Annotated in this window: 15 protein-coding genes and 1 pseudogene; 4 read left to right on the plus strand and 12 right to left on the minus strand. The window is 41.7% G+C overall.

The genetic code is table 11. The annotated features are described in order from the left end of the window. Window positions 1-448 (plus strand): annotated as a pseudogene (locus AACS98_RS05100) (RNA-guided endonuclease InsQ/TnpB family protein); the annotation flags it as partial. 35 nt (window positions 449-483) lie between these two features. On the opposite strand, the gene AACS98_RS05105 reads toward AACS98_RS05100, so the two are convergent. From AACS98_RS05105 to AACS98_RS05140, 8 genes are all read right to left on the minus strand, one after another. Continuing rightward, window positions 484-888 (minus strand): phosphomannose isomerase type II C-terminal cupin domain, encoded by a 405-nt coding sequence (locus AACS98_RS05105; protein ID WP_066377016.1) that lies wholly within the window; start codon window positions 886-888, stop codon window positions 484-486. Between the two features lie 309 nt (window positions 889-1197). Then, window positions 1198-2313: a hybrid sensor histidine kinase/response regulator gene (locus tag AACS98_RS05110; protein WP_066377018.1), complete on the minus strand. Its 1116-nt coding sequence runs from the start codon at window positions 2311-2313 to the stop codon at window positions 1198-1200. A gap of 142 nt (window positions 2314-2455) precedes the next feature. After that, on the minus strand, window positions 2456-3664 hold the full coding sequence (locus tag AACS98_RS05115) for an EAL domain-containing response regulator (RefSeq protein WP_066377019.1): 1209 nt from the start codon (window positions 3662-3664) through the stop codon (window positions 2456-2458). 23 nt (window positions 3665-3687) lie between these two features. After that, window positions 3688-8019: a PAS domain S-box protein gene (locus AACS98_RS05120; RefSeq protein WP_198161120.1), complete on the minus strand. Its 4332-nt coding sequence runs from the start codon at window positions 8017-8019 to the stop codon at window positions 3688-3690. Window positions 8020-8204: 185 nt separating this feature from the next. Continuing rightward, window positions 8205-10889: a glycoside hydrolase family 10 protein gene (locus AACS98_RS05125; protein WP_066377023.1), complete on the minus strand. Its 2685-nt coding sequence runs from the start codon at window positions 10887-10889 to the stop codon at window positions 8205-8207. Between the two features lie 97 nt (window positions 10890-10986). Next, window positions 10987-12318, minus strand: a complete 1332-nt coding sequence (locus AACS98_RS05130; RefSeq protein ID WP_066377024.1) for a TIGR03279 family radical SAM protein — start codon at window positions 12316-12318, stop codon at window positions 10987-10989. Window positions 12319-12536: 218 nt separating this feature from the next. Beyond that, window positions 12537-13499 (minus strand): undecaprenyl-diphosphate phosphatase, encoded by a 963-nt coding sequence (locus tag AACS98_RS05135; protein ID WP_066377025.1) that lies wholly within the window; start codon window positions 13497-13499, stop codon window positions 12537-12539. Between the two features lie 87 nt (window positions 13500-13586). Next, window positions 13587-14822, minus strand: coding sequence for an RNA-guided endonuclease InsQ/TnpB family protein (locus tag AACS98_RS05140; protein WP_066377026.1), 1236 nt, complete (start codon window positions 14820-14822; stop codon window positions 13587-13589). Window positions 14823-15237: 415 nt separating this feature from the next. On the opposite strand from AACS98_RS05140, the gene AACS98_RS05145 reads away from it, so the two are divergent. The 3 genes from AACS98_RS05145 (at window position 15238) to nadB (ending at window position 18564) form a co-directional block, all read left to right on the plus strand. Then, the gene (locus tag AACS98_RS05145) at window positions 15238-16017 is read left to right on the plus strand and encodes a DUF3120 domain-containing protein (protein ID WP_066377028.1); all 780 of its coding nucleotides are present in this window, start codon (window positions 15238-15240) and stop codon (window positions 16015-16017) included. A 256-nt stretch (window positions 16018-16273) separates the two neighbouring features. After that, window positions 16274-16702: a photosystem II complex extrinsic protein PsbU gene (gene psbU, locus AACS98_RS05150; RefSeq protein WP_066377268.1), complete on the plus strand. Its 429-nt coding sequence runs from the start codon at window positions 16274-16276 to the stop codon at window positions 16700-16702. Between the two features lie 188 nt (window positions 16703-16890). Then, window positions 16891-18564, plus strand: coding sequence for an L-aspartate oxidase (gene nadB / locus AACS98_RS05155; protein WP_066377270.1), 1674 nt, complete (start codon window positions 16891-16893; stop codon window positions 18562-18564). Between the two features lie 57 nt (window positions 18565-18621). Here the strand turns inward: nadB and AACS98_RS05160 are convergent, their stop codons facing one another. The 4 genes from AACS98_RS05160 to btpA form a co-directional block, all read right to left on the minus strand. Beyond that, on the minus strand, window positions 18622-18861 hold the full coding sequence (locus AACS98_RS05160; RefSeq protein ID WP_066377030.1) for a hypothetical protein: 240 nt from the start codon (window positions 18859-18861) through the stop codon (window positions 18622-18624). 520 nt (window positions 18862-19381) lie between these two features. After that, the gene (locus AACS98_RS05165; RefSeq protein WP_066377033.1) at window positions 19382-21577 is read right to left on the minus strand and encodes a CHASE2 domain-containing protein; all 2196 of its coding nucleotides are present in this window, start codon (window positions 21575-21577) and stop codon (window positions 19382-19384) included. Between the two features lie 784 nt (window positions 21578-22361). Further along, the gene (locus AACS98_RS05170; RefSeq protein ID WP_066377036.1) at window positions 22362-23351 is read right to left on the minus strand and encodes a vitamin K epoxide reductase family protein; all 990 of its coding nucleotides are present in this window, start codon (window positions 23349-23351) and stop codon (window positions 22362-22364) included. Between the two features lie 173 nt (window positions 23352-23524). Beyond that, window positions 23525-24388, minus strand: coding sequence for a photosystem I biogenesis protein BtpA (gene btpA, locus AACS98_RS05175; protein WP_066377038.1), 864 nt, complete (start codon window positions 24386-24388; stop codon window positions 23525-23527). Between the last annotated feature and the right edge of the window lie 38 nt (window positions 24389-24426).

Below are 24426 nucleotides of genomic sequence, written 5' to 3' on the forward strand. Positions count from 1 at the left end.
GTGGCGCGTTGCGTAATCCAATCTAACGATTTGGTAGCTTATGAAAATTTGAGGATTAAAAATTTAGTAAAAAATCATTGTCTGGCTAAATCTATTAATGATGCTGGTTGGTATCAATTCAGAAAATGGTTAGAGTATTTTGGTGTGAAGTTTGGCAGAATAACCATTGCTGTTAATCCTGCCTATACTTCCCAAGAATGTTCTAATTGTGGTGCAGTAGTGAAAAAATCTCTATCTACAAGAACTCATGTCTGTGAATGTGGTTTTGAGATGGATAGAGATTGGAATGCTGCAATCAACATTCTGAATTGGTCCCTTGAGTACCGTAGGGCATACGGGAACTTGGATCTTAGATCCGAACGCTTTGGGAGATTCGACCTCTACTCAGGTTGGAGAAATCCTGTCTGAGCAAGTTGGGTCTGTGAACAAAGAATCACCGCACTTTTAGGGCGGTGAGTGTCAAATTCTCCCCACTCCCTTCTACTAACTTTCTGGTGCCGGCTTCACCAAATTTAGATCATAAGGGCGTTCTGTATCATCTTCACCTAGATATTCGCCATTTTGAATTTCCAGGATTACCAAAGGAATAGATCCTGGATTTTCGACTTTATGCAGCGTTGCGGATGGAACATAAGTTGATTGGTTACGGCATAGTAATATTTCCTCATTTCCACAAGTCACCTTAGCTACACCAGAAACTACAACCCAATGTTCATTACGGTGATAATGTATTTGAGGTTTGATACCATGTCTAGGCTTGATTTCAATGCGACTAATTCTATAGGTTTCTCCCTCCTCAATCACCTCCACATTACCCCAGTAACGTGTTCCTGAGTGAGAGGAAGCCTCATGGACTTTTAATTGTTCATTATTTCCATTCTCAGTCATAACTAAATTTTTTTTGCTACAAGAATATTATTGTTTTCCCAAAAAGCAATTCAGATCAGATAAATCTAATAGCCAGCTACAAAAAATTTTATGCCAACATTATAGTCCTTAGTGAAAGGGAACAGGCAAGAGGCAACAGGAAGGTGTTGGACGGGGACTGTTACCCCGCTCAACACAATCGCCCCAAAGAGTGGGGATTCTGAGCCATTGATGGGTGGTGAAACAGGCAAAAATATGCTTGCATCTCATCAAAAACCTCTCTGTTTCCTGTTCCCTCGACCGCAGGTTGGTGATTGTTGCCAGCTATTTTTATATAAGCCTTCCTTCTGATACCGTGCAACACGGTAACATGACTTGCACAACCGTTTTTTGTTGTGGCTGACTGTGAATTTTGAGTTTTCCACTATGTAATTCAGCTAGGCGTTTAGCAATGGTTAATCCTAGCCCTGTGCCTTGTTGCTCATAAAGTTTGCGTTCAAATTGGCGATACGCGCCTAATTCTGCCATTTGCTCGGCTGTGATTCCGCGACCTCGATCAATAAACGATAAAACCAATGTATTATTAATACACTGGCTAGTCACTTGAATTAAGCTCCCTATAGAAGAAAACTTCACAGCATTATCAATTAACTCCTCCACAATTTTAGACATTTTTTCTAGGGAGATTTTGACATGGCATGAACACAAATCAAGTTGTAAGTCTGCTTCTCTATCTGCTTTTTTGACTCTTTCCGTGATGATATTAATTAGTGATAATGTCGGAAACTTTGTGGTTGCACTCTGTAAAGATTTAATTTGTTGTGGATCTGAGGCAATAATTTCTAGTTCTGCGTACAATAAAAAGTTTTGAATTAATCTAAATAACCTTTCACCAGAATAGTAGATAGATTCTGCCATCTCCCGGATTGATTGTGAATCTAAAGTTTCACTTTCTTCTATTAAAATTTGTGAGAAACCTAAGATACCATTGAGAGGTGTTCGCATTTCATGGGGGAGAGATAGAGCAATACTATTCCTGAGATTATCAAGTTTCTTCTGAGTTTCCAGATGAATAGTTGTTTGTTTTTCTAACCTGCCAGCAATAGCGGCTAGTAACTCATGTCTTGTAAAAGGTTTAATGATATAATCATCGGCTCCCATTGCCATAGCTTGACGAAAGTCAGTTTTATCAGATTTGGCAGTGAGAAAGATTAAAGGAATCATCGCTGTTGTCGGATGTTGACGTAAAACCTTGAGTACGCTATAACCATCCAATTCTGGCATCATCACATCACAAATAATCAAATCAGGATGTTCTTCCTGCGCTAATTGCACACCCAGTTTTCCATTTTCTGCGGCAATTAAGTGAAATCCCTCATTTTCTAATAGTTCTAAAATGTTGTGACGTACATTGATGTCATCTTCTATAACTAAAATTTTGTTCATATTAAATAATAAACTAAAAAGTAAAAAGCCATCTTTGTGAATTGATATAGGTTTTCAAAGTTGATTTATGTGATAATTGGCAATAATCGAATATGCTCTAGTCATCGAAATATCTATTTATTTCCCAATACCCAATAATTTATTAGGCGGGTAAGTGTTGTTGATTACATAAGATTTTTTCAAATTCTCCAAGTTTTAAGGGCGGACTAAACAGAAATCCTTGCATAGCATCGCAGCGATTTTGTTGTAAAAAAGATAATTCGGCTTCTGTCTCTACACCTTCAGCTATGACTCGCATATTAAGATTATGAGCCATTTCGATTAAAGCTTTGGTAATTGCAGATTTCTGATAATCTTGATCCACATTATGGATAAAATAACGGTCAATTTTTAAAGTATTAACTGGTAAATTTTTGAGATAGGCTAAAGAAGAATAACCTGTACCAAAATCATCAATAGCAATTCGCATTCCTAGGGAACGCAATTCATTCATGGTAACAAGTGCATTGTTTACTTGCATAATCATACTTTCAGTTAGTTCTAATTCCAGATATTTCGCCTCTAAATTATTGCTATTTAAAGCATGGGTGATTTTTTGAATTAAGTCTGGATGGCTAAATTCAATTGCCGATAAATTGACAGTAATAGTTAAATCATCGATTCCTATATCACGCCAACGTCTAATTTGATGACAAACAGTTGATACAACCCAATGCCCAATATTAACAATTAAACCGGTAGACTCGGCTAAGGGAATAAATTCTGTGGGAGAAATTAAACCCAATTCTGGACTTTGCCAACGCAATAGACTTTCAGCCCCGATTATTTGTCTAGAGGCAATATCTACGATGGGCTGATAATGCAATTCAAATTCATGGAGTTTTTGTTGTTTGATAACACGATGCAGATTCATGGCTATTAACTGCGTTTTAGGAGATGCTGATTTAAGCGCATCGTGATTTAACAAGTATTTTTTTAAAGTTGCCTGTCTTTCCAAACGATTGATGACTGCACTCAGTAATTCTGTTCGCGTAAATGGTTTAGTTACATAGTCATCAGCACCCATATCCATGCCTTGACGGAAGTCTGATTTAGCAGATTTGGCTGTGAGGAAAATAAACGGAATAGCCGCAGTTAATGGTTCTTGACGTAATTCTGTCAATACCCCATAACCATCTACTTCCGGCATCATCATGTCGCATAGAATTAAATCAGGCAGTTCGGCGATCGCCAAATTTATCCCAATTTTGCCGTTAGCCGCCGCTACAGTTTCAAATGCCTCAGCTTCTAGCAAATCTACGATATTTTCCCGTACAGATTCTTCATCTTCTATTACTAAAATTTTAGTCATTATTTACCTCTATTTATATGTCATTATTTCAGGGGGAGATGAACAGTAAACACTGTACCAACTCCCAGGGTACTTTTTACAAAAATTTCACCTTGATATATATCCACACACTTTTTAACGATTGCTAATCCCAAACCAGTACCGACAATATTGCCGACATTTTTAGCCCGGTGAAAAGTTTCAAATAGGTGGGGTAAATCTTCTGGGGGAATGCCAATACCCGAATCTTGAATTTTAAATATAACTTGTTCATGCGAGCAATTAAGATAAAATTTTATTTGGCTATTTGCCGATGAATATTTAATAGCATTAGAAAGTAAATTACTCAGAATATGACTGAGTAATTTATCATCCATATAACAGATAAAGGATTGGCGATCGCTCACAAAGTTAACTCGCTCATGAATCAGATTCCCTGGGATTTCTTCTACTACATGACGGCAGTAGTCTACTAAATCCAATTGTCTAGGTGTAAACTCTAGTTTTCCCGCTTCTGCCTTGCCAATTACCAACACATCATTTAACATTTCAGTCATCCGCTTAACAGCAGCTTGAATGCGATGTAAATGAGTTTGTTGCTTTTCCTCTGTCCATCGATGGCGGTAATGTTCTAGTAACTCTGAGGAAGACAAGATGGTACTCAACGGCGTGCGAAATTCGTGGGAAGTCATGGCGACAAACCGGGATTTGAGTTCACTGAGTTCTTTTTCTTTCTCTAGTGCAACTTTGATTTCTTCTTCTAATTGCTTGCGTTCTGTAATGTCTGCCGTGTAACCGACAAATTCTATGGGATTACCCAGATTGTCCCTAACTACCTTGCCTTGGTCATACAGCCAACGATAAGTACCGTCTTGATGTAAAAAGCGGTATTCTAGTTTATATTCCCCTATTTCTAAGGACTGGGCAAGTTTGGCAAATGTCTTTGGTGCGTCTTCTGGGTGGATCAGACTCGCCCATAAACCAGAATTTGATGTAAATTCGGTGGCTTCATAGCCAAGCACATCTTTAGCATTTTCACTGATGAACACAGCACCAAAATCACCACCAGTCTCACAGGCATAGATGACAGCTGGGCTAGATGTTAATAAATATTGCAGTCGCTGTTGGCTAATTAGTAGTGCTGTTTCTGCTTGTTTACGCTCAGTGATATCTGTTTGAATGCCAATGTAATGGGTGAGTCTCCCGGCAACGTCATACACCGGGGAAATGTTCAACTCATGCCAAAACATACTGCCATCTGGACGATAGCTTTGAAGAACCACGCTACAACCTCTGCCCTCTTGCATAGCGGCATTCAGTTCTTCTAACCCTGGTTGATTGATATTGGCACTTTGGAATAAACGAAAGTTCTGCCCAATGACTTCATCTGCTGAGTAGCCAGTCATTGACTCAAAGGCAGGATTTACATAAATAATTGGCCCGTTGGCAATGCTAGCATCAGCAATGATAATACCATTATTGCTAGCAGCGATCGCCCGATCCCGTAGTCGTAAACCTTCCTCTACTTGCTTGCGCTGGGTAATATCAGTATAAATACATACTGTGCCAATCACTTGATCGTGAGCATCTTTAATCGCATCAGCGCGGAGGTAAACTTGCATGATTTGACCATTGCGCGATCGCATTGTCACTTCACCGCGCCAAGACTTACCACTATGGAGTGCATTCAAGATGTGGCGACGTTCTAGAGACTGCTGGAAAATTACCCATGCTCCGCCAGCTGCCGCTAATTCCTGGACATTATAACCGTATAATTGCTGAAAAGCTGGGTTAACATAAACAGCCTCACCCATTAAATCACCAATGAGAATACAGTCACTGGTGCTATTCATAGCTTTATGAAAGCGCAACAGCGACTCTTCGGCTAATTTGCGCTCGGTGATATCTGTTGATATGCCACACACCGCGAAAATCACACCATTTGTATCTTTGAGGGGAAATTTCACCGATAAGTAGGTATGTAAACCATCCTCTTGTGTAACTATTTCCTCAATTTCTAGGGCTTGCCCAGTCGTGAGTACATCAGCATTATTCTTGGCAAATTCATCAGCGATATGACGAGGCCAAACATCATATATACTTTTGCCAATGATTTGTTCTTGAGTAACATTCAATAATTTTTCACCTTGGCGATTAAACAGCAGGTATCTATTGTCAACAACATCTGACACATAAATTACTGCTGGGGAATTATCTAAAATTGCCTGTAATCGCTGCTGCGTCTCCCGCAATGCTATCTCTGCCTGTTTGCGTGTCGTGATATCTCGATCAATTCCTCGGTAGCCACAAAATTTACCTTCAGCATTAAATATCGGTACGCCACTGGTTTCTAAAATTACTAAATGACCATTTTTATGAATATTAATGTTTTCCAGACATTTAAAAGGTTGTTGTGCAGTGGCAATCGGCTCAAAGACTTGCGCTACACGCTCAACTTCTTCTGGGGGTAGAAGTTCCAAGGGGCTTGTACCGATTAACTCCTGGGGTTCATAACCCAAAATATCCTTAACTTTGGGGCTGACATAGGTGAAGATAATGTTTTCATCAACTTCCCACACCCAATCACTGGTAGCTTCAACTAAGTTACGAAATCTTTCTTCACTCTCTTGTAATGCTATTTGCGTTTGTTTGCGCTGAATGCCAATAGCAATTTCATGGGCAGCAATTCCCAAAGCTTGAAAAGTAGATTCGCCCAAGGCTTGGCGCGCAAACATCGCTATCACTCCCAAGACTTCCCCTTCCACAATCATTGGATAGCCAGCAAAAGCAACCATCCCTTCCTGCTTCGCCCACTCTTGATTACTGACACGCGCATCATTCTGTACCGAGTTGGTGAGGTGGGGTTTACCTTCTTGGGCAATTAAACCAATTTTGAATTCACCTACGGCTATACGCCGATGCGCGCCATCTATGTGGGTGTACATCCCAGAACTAACTTGTAACTCTAGGACATTCTCTTGTTTGTTCACTAGCCAAATCCGCGCAAAGGCAGCATTTAAATGTTTGACTACAGTTTCGGTGCAGTGGCGCATCATCTCCTGTAAACTCCAACTGTGAGTCAGGATGCTGTCAACTTCAGCCCGAAAATCTGCTAAACGGATTCGTTCGGCTAATGCCTCCTGTGTACATTTGTAGTCATGGATATCTGTATTTGTGCCAAACCAATTAATGATGTTACCTTGCGGATTTCGTAAAGGTAAGGCTCGCGCTAAATGCCAACGATAGGTTCCAGAACCCAACCCTAATAGCCGAAATTCCACTTCGTAATTTGCGCCTGTCGCTAAACATTGACTCCAACTTGCCAAACATCTGGGCAAATCATCGGGATGCACAAATTTCTCCCATTGCCAACCGAGTGTTTGCTCTAAATTGCAGCCAAAATACTCCAGAGTGCGGTGGTTCGCATATTCCAGGTAGCCATCAGGGCGAGCAATCCACACTTGTTGGGGGATGGATGCCGCCAAAAACCGAAACCGTTCCTCGCTGTTGGCTAAAGCTTCTTGTGTCTGTTTGCGCTCGGTAATATCTTCAAAGGTGCCAAGTACGCCTATGACATTGCCTTCAGCATCATGCAATGGTACTTTATTTGTTTCTAGCCAAATTTGTTGACCATCTGCTTGCTGTAAAGGTTCAATAATGTGATATATTGGCGTGTTTTTCTCCATCACGCTAGCATCACATTGGCGGTAGAAGTCAGCATCCTCATGGTTAGTGAGGAAGTCGTAATCTGTTTTACCAATAATTTCTTCTGGATGCTCAAAACCTAACATCCTAGCAAATTGGCGATTACAGCCCAAGAAAACCGAGTTCCTATCTTTCCAAAACACACACTGAGGGATGGTATCGATAATTAACTGCAACATTGCAGGCGCAACTTTATCCATCCCCCAGACTAACTGTCTATTTTCTGGCAATTGCGTTTCTTGTGCTTGGTAAGGATGGTTGAGTGATTTTTGTAGTCCCTGACAAATACTTGCAGATGTTACCGTTCCCACCAGTTCACCTAATTCATCTACTACTAACAGGCAACTTGATTGATGTTTGGCTAACAGAGAAAATATTGTGGTGATATTCTGCAAATTTGACAGTTTATAGGTGATAGCTTCGGCATGCTGCATAACAGCAGAAATAGGAGTATTTTGGCAATTAATCCCGGCAGCTACCAGTTTGACCACATCTTGCTCTAATAAGTATCCTACTACCAGGGAGTCTATGACTACGACCATGCCAGCACCTTGTTTTGCCATCAGTGAAATTACCTTTGACACTGGTGTTTCTGGCTCAACCGTCAGTGGCGAACAATCAATAATTGACATCCAGCATTGTAGCCAGAGAAGTTGAGGTAATGAAGGCATAAGTAATGACCATATCTAACATTAAATGATAGTTATCTTCAGCAGATGCTTTTGGTCTTTTGTAATATTTTGATGCTAAATAAATAATAATCTCTGGCGTACAAATACTGTAAAGTTAGTATGAAGAAATACAACAGCCAACTATTCTCTATTGTACCGTGTCCAAATCTGCGGCGATCGCTAAATTATTTTGATTGATGCTTCTGATTTTCAGTATCCAATTTTAACCTGCGTTCACCGTAACGCAATAACCTGTCTATAGCTGCCAGACGATTTTCCCAGGCTTTGACTTGGTAAGTGTTATCCTTACCTTGTTGACGCATCCATACCCGAAACTGAGCTTGAAACCTTGTCAAAGCGGCTTTTGTGGCTAGCAATTTAGTTTTAGAAGGAGAAGCCGCCAAGTAATTGAGGGAGTTTTTCACGACTTCTGCTTGTTGATGCAACTCTAAAACTATTTGTGGTGATATTTGCAGTTTTTCCTTTGACAATATTATTTGCCATTCTCGCTGTAAAGCAACATACCGTGTCAAGGCAGCAGAGAATGAGTGACGATGAGGAATAGGTTCACGGATTGCAGATGAAAGTTGACCTTGAGTATTACTAAAAAGTTGATGTAATTCGTTGTTGAAATTTTCTGCGGCGAAGAGTGCATAACCACTCACAGGTAAATCTCTAATCAGTTGCAATTGATCAAATGCTGCCAATGTTGGTAAAGACAGTAAACGAATTCCTGGGATTAATAAAGTAGAACCTAACTGAGTCGAAGTTATCCAAGGTTGCGCTAGGGCTTGAAACTTGACAGTATCTTGGGCGTAAGTCATGGGAATAATTAAATCTATATCTCCTCGCCGCGCCCAAACTTCCCAATGTTGTTGTAGCTTCTCGATGCGTTCTTGTTCTGGTAAGGGAAATACCGCCACTGACAAAACTAAATTTGTGCGTTTTTGACGCAACATCTGCGACACTTGCGCCACAAAGCTATCTACTTGCTGAGTGCGAAATGCTGTCCACTGCTGCCATAATTGGGTTTGACTGGGAGTGATACTAATAGGATCTACACCTGTCAATTTTTGGAACTGTTCTCTAGCGGCTTTACCATAACCATAAGTGCGCCCGGCTTTTGGATCTTGAAACGGATAGCGGATGTAGTCTAGCTGTAAACCATCCACGTTATATTCTGTGACAATCTCCTCATATAATTTGAGTAAATATTGCCGCAATTCGGGATTAGCTGGGTCAAAAAATGGCTTTGTCTGACCAATAGGAATCATTTTACCTCGGTGATCGTAGTTAGCCCACTGAGGATGAGCCGCTAACACAGGCCCCGGATAATTAACATTCAGTTTTAGCAGTTGATTATGACGCTGATTACCAGCCGCAAAAGTCCAAACCCAAGCGTGTAACTCCATGCCGCGCCCATGGGCTAATTTCACAGCCGCCGCCAAGGGATTCCAATTACGAACTAATGGGTTTTGCTGCGGTGCAACTCGGCTGGGATAAATAGGATAACCAGCATTGACAGTTTCAAAAAAAACTGTATTGATTCCTGCTTGCGCTAGGCGATCAAAAATTTTCGCCAGTCCTTTTTCACTACCTGCACGGATAATTGTGCCTCTGTCTAACCAAACTGCGCGAATTTCTGCGGTGGCTAATCTGCGATCAATAGGAAACTGTTGCCATAATTTTGTCCTAGCTGCCAGCCATTGTTGACGAGCTAGGGCATAATTTTTATTAGCAATTAATCTGGGTAAGTTTTTGGCTACTACTCTGGCTTGAGCGATCGCTTGCTGTTGATCGCTGGTGGGTGTGCCAAGTCCCGTTGCCACTAATTGTGTGCTGTCTTCCTTCGCAGATTGGGATTGATTGCGCCGAGGTGCATGGGCTAATGCGGCTACGTTAGCACTTTCTACTCTACCAATCAAATTGTCTAGCTGTTGTTGCATAGCCACAGCTTCACGCTGAGTCATCGGTGCATTGGAATTAGGCGCAATATTCCACTGTACTGTTTGTTCTAATTGATCAATAGCTTCGTCTGATTTAAGGGAAGTGGGGAGAGGGGAATAGGCAGTGGAGGAAGTAGGGGGAGTGGGGGGAGTGGGACAGTTTTGGGGGGTGGTGGTGATGTTTTTGTGGCTATTGGATGGCGTTGCTAGATGACGATTAACAGCAGTTTTTAACCAAGCAATATCTAATTCGGCAGTAGAAGCTGCATCTGTTCCCCACCGCCAACCCAAAAAGGTGGAATTTTCTGTTAATACTACCGCCGCCGGTGAGTCTGGGGAATTCCAAACAGCAACCACCCTACCAGAACCATCATTGGGAACTAACACGCCGCCATGCACTTGTCCAAATAGTGTGTTTTGGTTGAGCGAGTTTGGTATTTGAGTGGCGGTTGGGTTGATTTTTTGTCTATCTTTGAGGCTGAATGCCCAATAGCTACCTAATAATGTTTTGAGTGATTCGCGGACTCCGGGGGTGGAAAGACTACCCACGGGGCCGCTAGCAATCAAGTTACCACCTTTGTTCATCCATGCTTGCAAAGCGATCGCTTGCGTTGGTGTGATGGTTTCAATATTTGGTAAAAATACGATGGGGCGATCGCCCCAATCCGCAACACTCTTAACGTTAGATAAGGGCAGCACACAATACGGCACACCAATTGTCTGCAAGCGTTGGGTAATTCCCTGCCAATATTGGCTGTTTTCTTGACTCTGGACTACGCCGACTACAGGTGTTGCCGTTGCCGCTTTGACTGCCGGAATATGAAACCAATTAACAATCAGCAATTGAGCAGTAACAATGAAGAATCTGTAATTATTTAATGACCATTTGGGATTTTTTTGATGATTTTTTTCCTGATTCTTCACTACTCATCACTCCTCATTGCTCAATTATTTATTATTTATGAGGCAGTATAACCATAATTCACCTCCGAGAAATGACTGATATTTAACAATCAAGCCTTCACACCTCACTTATGCAGGTTGTTATCAGTTCTTCTACACCTGCAACTGGCAAAATTTTGGTATTTAATTTTCCAGCAACTTCGGCAACGCTCACATCATCTAAAAATACTAATTCTTCATGTTTAAGCATCACCTTTGGGAGTAAAATTCCCTCACCTAAATCCTGCCCTTGTAATTTCAAAATTAAGTCATGCCCTGTAATCAAGCCGGTAACACTAATAGCTTGCCCCCAATAATCACTATTGAGAGCTTGCATATTTACTGACAAACCAGCAACGGCATTCAAGCGGTTGACAATTGGTTGAAAGGCTTTTTCTACGGCATTACCCACTACCCATGTTAACTTTTTGGGATGGGCGATTTTTTCCGGTAATAATTTCGCTGCCGCCGTTTCAAATTGTTTAATAAATAAGCGAATTGAACCCACACCGTTGTCAATTTGTGGATATTCTTCATATTCAGATTCACTGGGTAATTCAGCACCAGCAATCAAAAACCATTCATCAGCTAACCAGGCAATATTAGAGCCAGATTTTTGGCGGAATTCTTTGGTGAGTAATTGCACTTGCTGAATTACTTCCTGGGCTTTTTCTGGAGTTACGGGAATCAGTTCATCTTGTTCAGGACGAAATCTTGTCAACCCGACTGGTACAACTGCTATTGATGCCACCGTCGGCATATCTTCAGTATAAAAAGATGCTAAATCTCTGAGGGTTTTTTCCAGGTGTTGCCCATCATTGATTCCCGGACATACTACTACTTGAGCATGAATTTGCAAACGCCTTTCTTGAAACCATCGCAGTTGTGACAAAATTTGTCCGGCACGCTGATTTTTTAGCAGTTTAATTCTGACTTCCGGTTCTGTGGCATGAACCGACACATACAACGGCGACAGCCGCATTTGTTCAATTCGTTGCCATTCCCGTTCCGGTAAATTGGTAAGGGTTAAATATGAGCCGTATAAAAAGCTGAGGCGATAATCATCGTCTTTTAAATACAAGCTAGAACGTTTACCGGGTGGTTGTTGATCAATAAAGCAGAATGGGCAACGATTATTGCACTGTATTAACGCATCAAACAGTGCCGCCTCAAACTCTAACCCCAGGTCTTCGTCGTAGTCTTTTTCAATCTCGATATAATGAGTTTTACCAGAGGCATCTAAAACTTCTAATTCCAGAAATTCATCTGCACAGAGAAATTGATAATCAATTAAATCACGGGGTGGTGTGCCGTTGATGGCGACAATGGCATCCCCCGCTTCAAAACCCATCTCGGCGGCGATGGAGTCTGGTATCACTTGAGTAATTTTGGCAGGACGAATATTAGTCATTAGTCATTAGTCATTAGTCATTAGTCATTAGTTATTAGTCATTAGTCATTAGTTAACAGTTAACCGTCAACTGTCAACCGTGCTATGACTAATGACTATAGGATTCATCTTTGATTTTTGAAAAAACTTCGTACACTTCGGAACTACTTCTTCTGTGTTCCCTGTTAAGAGTTCCCTGGCTACGTATGTCATTTCATGAATCAAATCGGATTCCTCTATTAACTATTTTTCAACAGTCCAGCACTGATTGCACCCAAGATTACCACACCAAATATCAACCGATACCAGATAAATATCCAAGTGCTTTGAGTTTTTAAGAAGCGAATTAACCCGGCGATCGCAATATAGGAGAAGATAGCCGCCGAAATCACCCCCGCTACTAGGGGAATTACTGCCCCATCTCCTAAACCTGCGTCTGCCACATCTTTGAGTGAGACTAACCCGGCTAAGGTAATGGCGGGAATCCCTAATAAAAATGAAAATCTGGCGGCTGTTTCTCTTTGTAAACCCATAAATAACCCCCCAGTCAGGGTAGAACCGGAACGAGATACGCCAGGAATTAAGGCTAAGGCTTGGGCTAAACCCATGAGTAGCCCATCTTTCATGGTGAGGTTTTCAAAATCTCGCTGACGCTGACCAAGTTTTTCTGCCAAGCCTAATAAAATTGACATGACAATCGAGGCGATGGAAATCGCTGCTAGGCTTCTAATGGGCGAATTGTCAAAGTCGGGAATAAACCTTTTAATTAACAGTCCACAGACAAGTATTGGTAGGGTTCCTAAAAGAATCCCCAACAACAGGCGCAAATCATAATCATCGTAATCTTTTTGAGCGATCGCTCTGGTTGCTCCTTTGAGAATTCGACTTAAATCACCCCAGAAATACCACAACACGGCGGCTATACTCCCTAGCTGAATTACAGCCGTGAACGCCACCCCCGGATCTCCCCAGCCTAGGGCTACTGGTACAACTTTTAAATGGGCTGTACTACTAATTGGCAGGAACTCTGTCATTCCTTGCACGAATCCTAAAACAATCGCTTGCAATATATTCATTTGTTGTACCCCTGGTGTGACTGGGTTGGTTGGGGTACTGAGAACTTTTAAGGGAAATACCGCTATAGATAAAGCAGCAGAGACTGCACTTAGAAGCACAAACCACTGACGTTTCAATAAACTCATTAGTCTACCTGCGATCGCTCTAATTAACCAATTGACACTCTCCCTGTTATCGAAATTTGCCTACGGCACGCTACGCGAACGCTACGCTCATTTCGATGAAAAACCGGGAGATTCTTGGTTCAACGAGTCTCCGTTAGACGACAGGTTGACACCAATCGCCCAAGAGGGAGTCTCTCCCCAAGCGTAAGTTCCGGTATGCCCTACCGTACTGAGTCCTAGTCTCAAAATGTTGATTGCTGCGTTAATATCTCTGTCTTGCACATACCCACAATGCGGACAAACATGAGTTCTTGTAGACAGAGATTTCTTCACTTTCTCGCCACAGTGAGAGCAATTTTGACTGGTGTGATGGGGAGGAACAGCAACTGTCACCTTCCCATATTTATGACCAAAGTATTCCAACCATTGACGAAAAGTGTACCAACCAGCATCAGAGATTGATTTAGCTAGATGTCGATTACGTACTAAACCCTTCACATTTAAATCTTCATAGGCCACCAAATCGTGAGATTGGATGACGGAATACGCTAATCTCTTGCAATACTCTTTTCGTTGCCTACTTACTTTTAAATGCTTACGGGCATATCGATTTCTAGCTTTGTGGTAATTGTTAGACTGCCTTTGCTTGGCTTTCTTTTTTTCTTTACTGAACTTCTTAGACTTTTTGCGATTTGCACGGCTTAACTGCTTTTCAGATTTCTGGTAGAACTGGGGTGATTGTTCTACATTACCTTTGTTGTCAGCAATGAAATACTTTAGCCCCAGGTCAATACCCGCTAGTTGATTCGTGGGTTGAGTGTCTACCCTGACGTTAACGTCAATTGCGAATTGAGCGTAATATCCATCAGCACGACGTACTAGACGAACACGCTTAATTTGCTTGATGTCGTAATAGTTAAGGTCGTAAGTCCCTTTGAGCTTCAGAGTGCCTATACCTTTTTTATCTGAGAAAGTTATAGCTTTTCTAGTCTGTGAAAGTTTCCATCCAGTTGATTTATATTCCACTGAACGGCAGTTTTTCTTAAACTGAGGAAAACCTTTTTTACCCTTAACCTTCTTCTTGCAGTTATCGTAAAATCGAGCGATCGCACTCCAACAACGTTCAGCAGCAGATTGTCTAGCCATTGAATTAAGTTCGTCAGCAAAAGGAAATTCAGCAGCCAACACAGCGCAATATTTATTGAGGTCATATCTGCCAACATCTTTGTTATCCATCCAGTAGCGCAAGCACTTATTCTGAATGAATTGCGATGTACGGATAGCCTCGTCTATAGCGCGATATTGCTTGTCTTTCCCCTTGACTTTGAACTCGTAAACAATCATGCTATCGACCAATTAACCACATTTTTATGTTACTAGGTTTAACATAAAATATCAATTGATAAGTTTGTGCTTCGGCAATTTTAATTGCCGTTTGCCCCACATCTCTGCTTTAAAGAGACAGAGTTTTGGGCTTCTTGTCCTAACAGATAATTACACAAACAACTCTCTAAGGAACTTACCAGGAAAATAACTCCACAAAGCATCTCATGTTACTGTTTGCTGTGCAATAGAGGCAGGGGGGCAGGGGAGCAGGGGAAGAATCTCTTTTACCCAGTCAACAGTCAACTATCAACCATCAACAGTCCCCACTTCATGACACCTAGCTAAAACCGTAGTAATATAAATATGCCCCCCAGGGGGATTTTTCGGTATGGTATTTTGTTTAATATAAAGTTTAGTAACAATTATTAAAATTTTGATTAATAATACTTTGCTTCCCTACACTACTTCTACCGACTCTGTAGATCATGAATTACGCCCAAGTAACACGGGGCAGAGGAGCCTGAAAGAATTGGAAACCACACTAAAAGCTTCACCCTCTCTGCCCTTTGCCTTATATTCCCAAAAAATTTGGTTGGTGTTTGCCGCCGCCGTATTTTTAGTATCAGTGCCAGTGTTTATTGAAGCCCCATTGGTGCGATCGCTACCCGGTGTCAGTTTAGCTATGACAGGATTTTTGGTGTGGCTGAGTTTTCACTTGATGTCACGCCCTAGCACTTATCTGTGGGGAGATTTACTCTTAGGCTTTAGCTGGAGTTGGCTAGCTGGCTCAATTTACTGGGGTTGGTTGCGCTGGGAACCACTCTGGCATCTACCAGTAGAATCCATCGGTTTACCCTTTGCTTGTTGGTGTTTAGCCCGTAACTGGGGCAAAATTGGTAACTGGTTCTATTTAGGTTCTTTACTCGGTACTGTGTTAACAGATATGTATTTTTATGTAGTAGACTTAATCCCCTATTGGCGGCAAATCATGGAAGTAGAACCCAGCCAAGTGTCACCAATTTTACAAGCAGCCGTTACCCAAGTCCAAACACCTTGGGGTGTAGCGTCGGCAATTATCCTAGCTGTAGTCTTGCTGTTGGCGGGTGTCATCCCCTTAAGCCAAAAGCAACGCCACTGGTATGCTTTTGGTGGTGCAGTCTTAAGTACAATTTTGGTAGATAGTCTATTTCTCATAGCTGCTTTAGCAGCGTGAACATAGGGTATCGGAAAGAGGAAGACAAAGAAATATGTTCTGTCCCCTGCTTCCTGACTGATATCAAAATTGTGGGCATTAATAAGCTGTATATTAGTTTCTGATAGCTGCTGTGTGTTGATTAAGCCATCAGCTTTGAGTCAATCGTTAATAGTCAAGAGTCAATAGTCACAGCTATGGATGATGGACTATGGATAGTTGGCGGCTGTAAGCTTAACGCTGTTATTTCAGTTTGATGGAAAGAGGTAAAAAAATCGTGAAAGGATTGGTGCGTTTATTAACAGTATTTAGTTTGTTACTTGGCTGTTGGGGATGGTTGGGAACAACTCAAATTGCCCAAGCTGCTGGTGTACAAAGTTTTGTAGTTCCGCAAGTCCCTGTTTTAGCAGTTGAACTGCGAAACCGGGCAGATGCTAAACTAGGAACCGAATTTGGTAAAAAAATTGATTTGAATAATACCAATGTCAGGGCTTTTCAACAATATCCAGGGTTGTACCCCACTTTGGCGAAAAAAATTATCAAGAATGCCCCTTACGCCAATGTAGAGGATGTGTTGGAGTTACCTGGATTGAGCGATCGCCAAAAAGAACTACTGCAAGCTAACTTAGGTAACTTTACAGTTACACAATACGAAGCTGTGTTCAACGAAGGCGATGATCGCTTTAACAACGGTATCTACAGATAACCGCAAATTCAGTTAATCTAGCGAATAGTAGCCCACTCCCCATTCTAGGGGGTGGGAATTTTCGTTAAATCAGGAGATAATTAAACTATCAGTATCAACCTTGCCCATTCCCCATAGCCTGGCATTTCTCTAACTTTTGAGTTTTCAATTTTGAATTGATTCGTCCCCATTCCCAAAAATTTCTCACCTTGTCAAAAATAGATATACCTAGCGAATTTGATGTTTTAGTCGTCGGTGCTGGTGCGGCTGGATTATACACAGCACTGTGTCTACCAGAATCTTTGCGAGTCGGTTTGATTACCAAAGAAACAGTAAATCTCTCTGCCAGTGATTGGGCGCAAGGTGGTATTGCCGCCGCCGTCGCACCTGATGATTCTCCTACTCTCCACATTGAGGATACATTACAGGCTGGCGCGGGCTTGTGCGATGTCGCCGCCGTCAAATTTCTGGCGGAACACGCCCCTAAATGTATTCAATCCTTGGTGAATTTAGGGGTAGCTTTTGATCGTCACGGCAAGGCTTTAGCTTTAACTTTAGAAGCCGCCCATTCTCGTCACCGGGTGCTTCATGCTGCCGACACCACAGGTAGAGAAGTCACAACTACCCTCACCGCCCAAGTATTGCGGCGGCAAAATATCCAAGTCATTCAGCAAGCTTTGGCTTTGAGTTTATGGTTGTCACCCGACACTGGTAACTGTCAAGGTATTAGCCTGTTTTATCAAGGAAAAATTAGCTGGGTGCGGGCTAAGGCTGTGATTTTAGCCACAGGTGGCGGTGGACAGGTGTTTGCTCAAACTACCAACCCGGCTGTGAGTACGGGAGATGGAGTAGCGATCGCCTGGCGGGCTGGTGCCATTCTCCGTGATTTAGAATTTGTACAATTTCATCCCACAGCTTTGACTAAACCCGGACGCTTCCTGATTAGTGAGGCGGTACGGGGTGAAGGCGCACACCTAATTGACGATGAAGGGCGGCGGTTTGCCTTTGACTATCATCCGGCTGGAGAACTCGCACCCAGAGATGTAGTCAGTAGAGCCATTTTTAGCCATCTGCAACGTACTGCGGTTGATCCTGCCACTGCTCATGTCTGGTTGGATATGCGTCCGATTCCCCCCGAAAAAATTCGCCAACGTTTTCCTAACATTATTAAAGTGTGCCAGCATTGGGGTATTGATGTGTTTCAAGAAACTATCCCCGTTGCCCCGGCTGCCCATTACTGGATGGGTGGGATTGTCACAGATTTAATCAATCAAACTAATATTCCGGGATTATATGCAGTCGGAGAAACTGCCAGTACGGGAGTACACGGAGCTAACCGTTTAGCTAGTAATTCGTTGCTGGAATGTATTGTATTTGGAGCGCAGTTTGCACATATTCAACTGCCAAATTCAGTTACCGATTCAGAGTTACCAATGTTGCCCTTGCGAGAATTGACAATTGATGATCAAGAGTGGCACACTCAGCAAGCAACATTGGCTGTGCTTCGAGAAAAATTACCGCGTCTACTGTGGCAAAGTGCAGGAATTTGTCGAGAACAATCCGGCTTATCTGCGGCAGTTGCTGCTGTAGAATCTTGGCAACAAGATTTTGCCGCTTTACCTTTGACTCAATTTTTGGCATCTTTACGCCCCAACGAACCTGTTAGCTTCCATGTTTCAGATGTGGAAACACAAGTACGACTGTGGGCAGAAACTCGCAATTTACTAGATGTCGCTGCTCTCATTCTCAAAAGTGCCGCCTTTAGAACTGAAAGCCGGGGTGGACACTACCGCCTAGATTATCCTCATTCAGATCCTGAGTGGCAAGCTCACACTTTCATACAACAACACCAATGGTGGAAATCTCCGATCCAAAGCAGTTAAAACTTGACTGGGGTGAATTGAGAAACTCACCCCGATAACTTTATCGGGGTGAGTAGTTCATCGAGTCCCAGTCCCATACTCACTGTAAGGAGCACCATAGTTGGCTGGGATATAAGTATCTTGTGCATTTTTCAAATCATCTCCCCCAGAGAGATGAGTAATTTTTTTGACCGTAGTATTAGAAGCATCAGCATACAAGTTATGAAACCTGCCTGTTGCATCCGCAACTTTAGGGATAATTAAAGAAGCACTGATGCAAAATATCACAACACCAATAATTTTTAATTTGGTTGTCATAGGCTTTGCTCAATGGAGAATATTTTGAATTTGTTCAGGGTGTTTTTGTTTAAATACAGTAGGTTCAACTACTTTTCCTTAAAAAAAATAAAATTTTTGTGAAGTTTTACTGATATCTCATAGGTAATTAACTGGCAATTAGGTATTACTGAGGCTCAACTTCAACTCAAGATGATCCCAGAAAACCAGCTTGACAACTAATTAATACAATAAAAACTCAGAGATGGCATCTCTCTCCAGTTAGAAGCAATCTTGAGCCAAAAATTATATGTGTTCATTATTTACCACGAGAGAATTATCTGGATTGTAATTTTTGCAAAAAATCTTAACTGTTATAAGTGTAATTACTAACCACTATAAATGTCAATTTCGTAAAAATACAGAGACTATTTTCCTGATTGAGAACTGTTGTCAGTGAAAACAGCGAAACAGCACAGAGTATCGCTCTGATGGAATTTCCCAAAGCAAGTGTTTAGGGATGTTGTTATGCTTACAAGAGGAAGAACTGAAACCAATTTTTTTAAGCTAATTCATAGCAGTTTTTGCCTAAATGCTTGGCGCGATACATGGCGGCATCTGCTTGTTTGAGTAATGTATCAGCATCTTGGCTATTGAGAGGATAAATACTGATGCCAATACTAGCAGAGACTCTGGTAGTGTATCCGTCTAAAATAATTGGCTCAGTAATGCTGGCTAAAATTTTCTCAGCAACTTTAGCGGCTACTTGCGTATTGGGTATCTGGTTTAAAATTACGGTAAATTCGTCGCCACCTAACCGAGCAACCGTATCGCTAGTACGTAAACAATTGTTAAGTCGTTGACCAATAATGACTAACAGGCGATCGCCTATCTCATGACCCAAGGTATCATTCACTTGTTTAAAGCCATCTAAGTCAATAAACAGTAACCCTAGTAATAAATTGTGATTGTGCGCCCAATTAATGGATTCTTGCAATTGTTCAGCGAAGAATTTCCGATTAGGTAAGCCTGTGAGGGCATCGTGATAGGCTAAATAACGTAAACGGTCTTCTTTGAGTTTTAATTCCTTATTAGAGCGAAATAAATCAGCCGCAATCCGTTTTAATTCTTCTTCCATCAACTTACGCTGAGTAATATCACGAATCACCCCAACTAAAAAATAATTACCAGCTGCATCTTTATAGAGCGATCGCTTAGTAGCAATCAGATGTGTCTTGCCGTAAGCATCAGTAAATTCTTCTTCGTTTTCCTGGGGACGTTGCGTTAAAAACACTAACTCATCTTGCTGTCGGAATACCTCAGCTTCATGCTGAGGGAAAAAATCAACGTCTGATTTGTCAATTAGTAAAGTATTGGGATAACCAATAAATTGACAGTAAGCCTCATTTAAAACTATCCAATGGAGTTGTTCATTTTTCACAAAAACCGGGTCAGCGATTGTATCTATTACTTGCTGCAAAAACTCTTTCGAGCGTTTTAACTTTTCCTGCATATAAGCAAGTTGATAAGTTATCCAAATCACCGAACCACCAAAAGTGAGCAATGCGGGAATCAATGGTATCCACCAACCAAATAAAAAAGCTAAATATGTACTGATAATCAACAGCAAACAACAAAATAGAACCGTCAACAGACTCAGAATCGGTTTGCGGATGTACCAAGTTGCGGCACAGCCAATATAAGACCAAACAAAAATCCACAAACATTCTCCAAAATCTGACCAAACTTTTAGTAATGGTCTTCCTTCTAAAGCAGCTGAGATTAACTGATCAACAAAATAGGCTTGCAATACAATCCCAGCCACAGGCTTGGCTGCTGTCATCACACGACTAGAATAAGGAGTAAATACATTCTCCTGGAGACTAGAAGCAGTAGAGCCAATTAAAACAATGCGATTCTGAATCCAGTGACTCTGTACTCGATCATTTAGCACATCCATCATACTAACTAGGCGATAACCACAGTTATTTTTACTCGCATCGTGACAACCTGGTTTGGGAAAATTAGACAAAATTTGATAGCCTTTAGCATCAGCTTGGACATAAGCACCGTCATTTCCTTGAAATCTGGGAAATACTGCTTTACCTAACTGCAAATATTCTGGATTACTAGCTGCTTGCTGCGGTCTAATCCCTTCAGATTTTAAATACAATAAAGCTAGTTTCAAGGCAAAACTTTCATGTAGCTGGTCGTCAATATGCAAATACAACAAACTCCGTCGGACTGTACCATCAGGATCATATAGTAAGTTGCTAAAACCTACTTGTTGAGGGTTGAGTTTTGGTGGCGGTGGCACACTAGCGTTTTGATTATTGGGTACTAGCAGTTCCACACCAACCAAATTTGGCATTGATTTATAAGCATTAACCAGAGACTGATAACCAATCCCTGTCGGCAAATTCCGGTAAACATCTAAGCCGATAGCACGAGGTTGATTAGCTTGTAATTTTTGCAATAATTTAGCAATGATACCATCGGGAATTGGGTACGCTTGGCGCAAAGATTCCTCATCAATCGCTACTATCGTAATTCGCTCATCAGGTGACTCATAGGGGCGTAAATTAAAAAATTGATCCAATGTTTCCAACTCTAAGGATTGTAGTAATCCTACAGAGCGTATAAATAGGACTAACACCATAACGCTAGAGGTAGTAATCAATTCTCTGCGTCTGCGATTCAGAAATTGTTTTAGTCCTACAATTAACCACTCAATATCCTTGCCTAGTCGCTGACTCATTCCCATCACCTAGTAGGGAGAAAGATTTTGATTAACTATAGATGTCAACTATCTATCTGATAGCTAGCACAAAGCATAACTAGCAATAATTAACTTGGAATGGGAGAAAAAACTTTGAATTTAGTGTAATTGTTGCCAATCATTCTGTTTATTTTTGGTGAAAGATAATTCATAAAATTTCATGACTAAAAATTATAGTTGGCAGTTTCTTGTCTGTAACAATAAGTTAACTGTAAATATTATTGGTTAATCACAAAAGTAGATTTTTAGGAACTTGTAATTACCCATCGTTATTTGCGATTCATGTGTATTTTTTAACTCATCCTGTAACAATCTACTTAAAAATAGATGTAATTTGAGAAATTACTGATTGGAGTAATTATACTGGTAAATTTTTCAGCAATTAACAATGGGTAGTTATATCAAGCTCAGGACTTAGGCAACTGGCATCATAGGAGGGTGCGTCAGATATCAACATCTGTTTATTGACAGCATTTAAGCAGTCTGACGCACCCTAGGAGACATCTAGCAATCCTATTTGATTCTCGAACAAGACTCAGTACACACTAAAACCCTTCTTTTCTGTTTTCTGCCCACACAAATAAATTCCCAAATCAAACCGGATTACTATATTTAATGTGACACTTGCGTAAGTCCTCAAGCTTTTTGCTGTTTACTTTAGATAAATAAAAATGAAACAGTCAACTGAAAGCATTTGCTATATGCAACCAGTTGACTGATGAAATCAATATTAAGTAATCCGAAACAGGAATTAATTGGGCAATTACTTGAAATATTTAAAGTTGCTAGGGCCTGTATAACCTGTAGCCTTTGCTAATTCGGTTAAGTTTTGTACTCCGCTATAGCTTTTACCATTAATGATCCAAGTGGGGAAGCCTTGTATTTTTGCAGCTTGACACAATTCTGGCTTACCCTTGGGACTCTCAGGAGCGCATTCTACTGGAACATTATTTTCCTTGAGGATATCATAGGCGGCTTGACCAAAGAGTAGTTTTTGTTCGTGGCAATGGGGACACCAAAAAGCAACGTATTCTTTAGCACCTACTTTTGCTAAATGTTGTGCTAGGGCGATTTCTGCCTCGCCAGAAGTAGTAGTGATTTTCCAACCAAATTCAGGATTAGGGTTTTCTTGGGGGATGAAGTTAATTTGTTGAGGTTTGCCATCAGTGGAATCAGCAATGTTACCGGAGGTGTTCACACCCGCATAAACACCTAAAGTCCCAATCAGCGTTACCATGCCCACAATCAGGGCAGTAAACAAGATTTGTCCAACATCTTCCCAAGTGCGACCAATAATAGTCAGTGTCAACATGCTGACAGAGAACAAAGCCGAGCCAATACAATAGGGACAAACAGCTTTGATTTGAGCCGCGAGTACATACATTAAGTAGCCACTGAAGACGGACATGGCGATCGCTCCCACTAACAGCAACCACCACGTCAAGTTTTCTAGTTGTTTACGGTTACTGTTGTTTTCTGTTTTCCAGACTACAGGAGCTAGAGCCAGCACCAGCATACCTGTGTAGGCCAAAAACCCGAATAACGCCAGTGGTTGCCCGAAAACCGTAGCCCAAGGGCTAGAAAGTACATCACCGCAACCCTTAGTACCAGCCTCGGCTACACAAGCAGCAGTACCGCCTGTTAACTTTTCAATCGTTAAATAACCAGTAGTCAAAGCACCAAGTGAGGCGATCGCGGCGATGATGAAACGCGACCATTTATGAATCCAAGGAGTAGAACGACGGCGAATCATAGGCTGTGATTGGGGATTGGGGATTGGAGATTGGGGATTGGGGACTGAGAATTGGACATCAACAAGTCAAAAGTCAACGACGCTTTCATCTGCTTCCCGTAGGGTAAGTCAAAAGTAAACAATTCTGGGGAAAAATCTCCCCTACTCCTTACTCCCTACTCCTGAAAAATGCTTTAATTTTGAATTTTGAATTTTGAATTTTGAATTGATGGTGTCGATTTGCCCTCACCCTTGGAGTTCCAACTCCGACGGGCAGCTTCCACAAATTGACTGACGCGAATGGGATCAATAGGTTGCTCAATGAGACCTTGGCGTTTGAGGGAACTAGAAACAATCACACCATTGGCAGCCTGCAACAGTGTACCAATATTTTCCCAGGTTGCCCCACTGCCGATCAATACGGGCGTACCATTAGCTGCACCACAAGCCAGTTCTAAATCTTCTTGAGTGGGAGGACTACCAGTAGCCCAACCTGATAAAATTACCGCATCTGCCAAACCTCGCTCGATAGTGTCTTTCACAGCCACAGTCAGATTAGGAGAACTTAAAGGGCGGGCGTGTTTGACTAAAACATCAGCCAGGATTTTGACATCAGTACCTAATTCTCGCCGATAGCGGAGTAATTGATGGGCTTCTCCCTCAATTAATCCTTGATCGGTAGCCATTACCCCTGTCAACACATTGACACGGATAAATTGAGCGTGGACACAACTGGCGATCGCCATTGCACTTCTGCCATCATTTCGTAAAACGTTTATCCCTACAGGCAACGTCACTAAATTCTGTATCCGTTGCACTACCACAGTCATAGCACTGACAACTGCGGGATCGACCTGATTCTTGGTAAACGGTGCATCGAAAAAGTTTTCCACCATGATACCGTCTACTCCGCCACTGGCCAGAGCCGTCGCCTCTTGTTCCGCGCGGTCAATTACTGCTTTGAGGCTACCTCCCCAGCGAGCAGAAGTAGGCAGTGGTAGCAGGTGAACCACGCCAATAATTGGTGTTTGAGTTTTAAACAGCTGATATAAGTCCACGTCTTTAAACTATTGTTCGGGAATGGGGCATGGGGCAT

Origin of the sequence: Anabaena sp. CA = ATCC 33047 (assembly GCF_963870205.1) — a bacterium.
In the GTDB taxonomy this organism is placed as follows: Bacteria; Cyanobacteriota; Cyanobacteriia; order Cyanobacteriales; family Nostocaceae; genus Trichormus.

Excerpts from the sequence above, each read along its gene's own strand:
- AACS98_RS05105 (WP_066377016.1), bottom strand. The coding sequence starts at position 888 with ATGACTGAGAATGGAAATAATGAACAATTAAAAGTCCATGAGGCTTCC.
- AACS98_RS05110 (WP_066377018.1), bottom strand. The coding sequence starts at position 2,313 with ATGAACAAAATTTTAGTTATAGAAGATGACATCAATGTACGTCACAAC.
- AACS98_RS05115 (WP_066377019.1), bottom strand. The coding sequence starts at position 3,664 with ATGACTAAAATTTTAGTAATAGAAGATGAAGAATCTGTACGGGAAAAT.
- AACS98_RS05120 (WP_198161120.1), bottom strand. The coding sequence starts at position 8,019 with ATGCCTTCATTACCTCAACTTCTCTGGCTACAATGCTGGATGTCAATT.
- AACS98_RS05130 (WP_066377024.1), bottom strand. The coding sequence starts at position 12,318 with ATGACTAATATTCGTCCTGCCAAAATTACTCAAGTGATACCAGACTCC.
- AACS98_RS05135 (WP_066377025.1), bottom strand. The coding sequence starts at position 13,499 with ATGAGTTTATTGAAACGTCAGTGGTTTGTGCTTCTAAGTGCAGTCTCT.
- AACS98_RS05140 (WP_066377026.1), bottom strand. The coding sequence starts at position 14,822 with ATGATTGTTTACGAGTTCAAAGTCAAGGGGAAAGACAAGCAATATCGC.
- AACS98_RS05160 (WP_066377030.1), bottom strand. The coding sequence starts at position 18,861 with ATGACAACCAAATTAAAAATTATTGGTGTTGTGATATTTTGCATCAGT.
- AACS98_RS05165 (WP_066377033.1), bottom strand. The coding sequence starts at position 21,577 with ATGAGTCAGCGACTAGGCAAGGATATTGAGTGGTTAATTGTAGGACTA.
- AACS98_RS05170 (WP_066377036.1), bottom strand. The coding sequence starts at position 23,351 with ATGATTCGCCGTCGTTCTACTCCTTGGATTCATAAATGGTCGCGTTTC.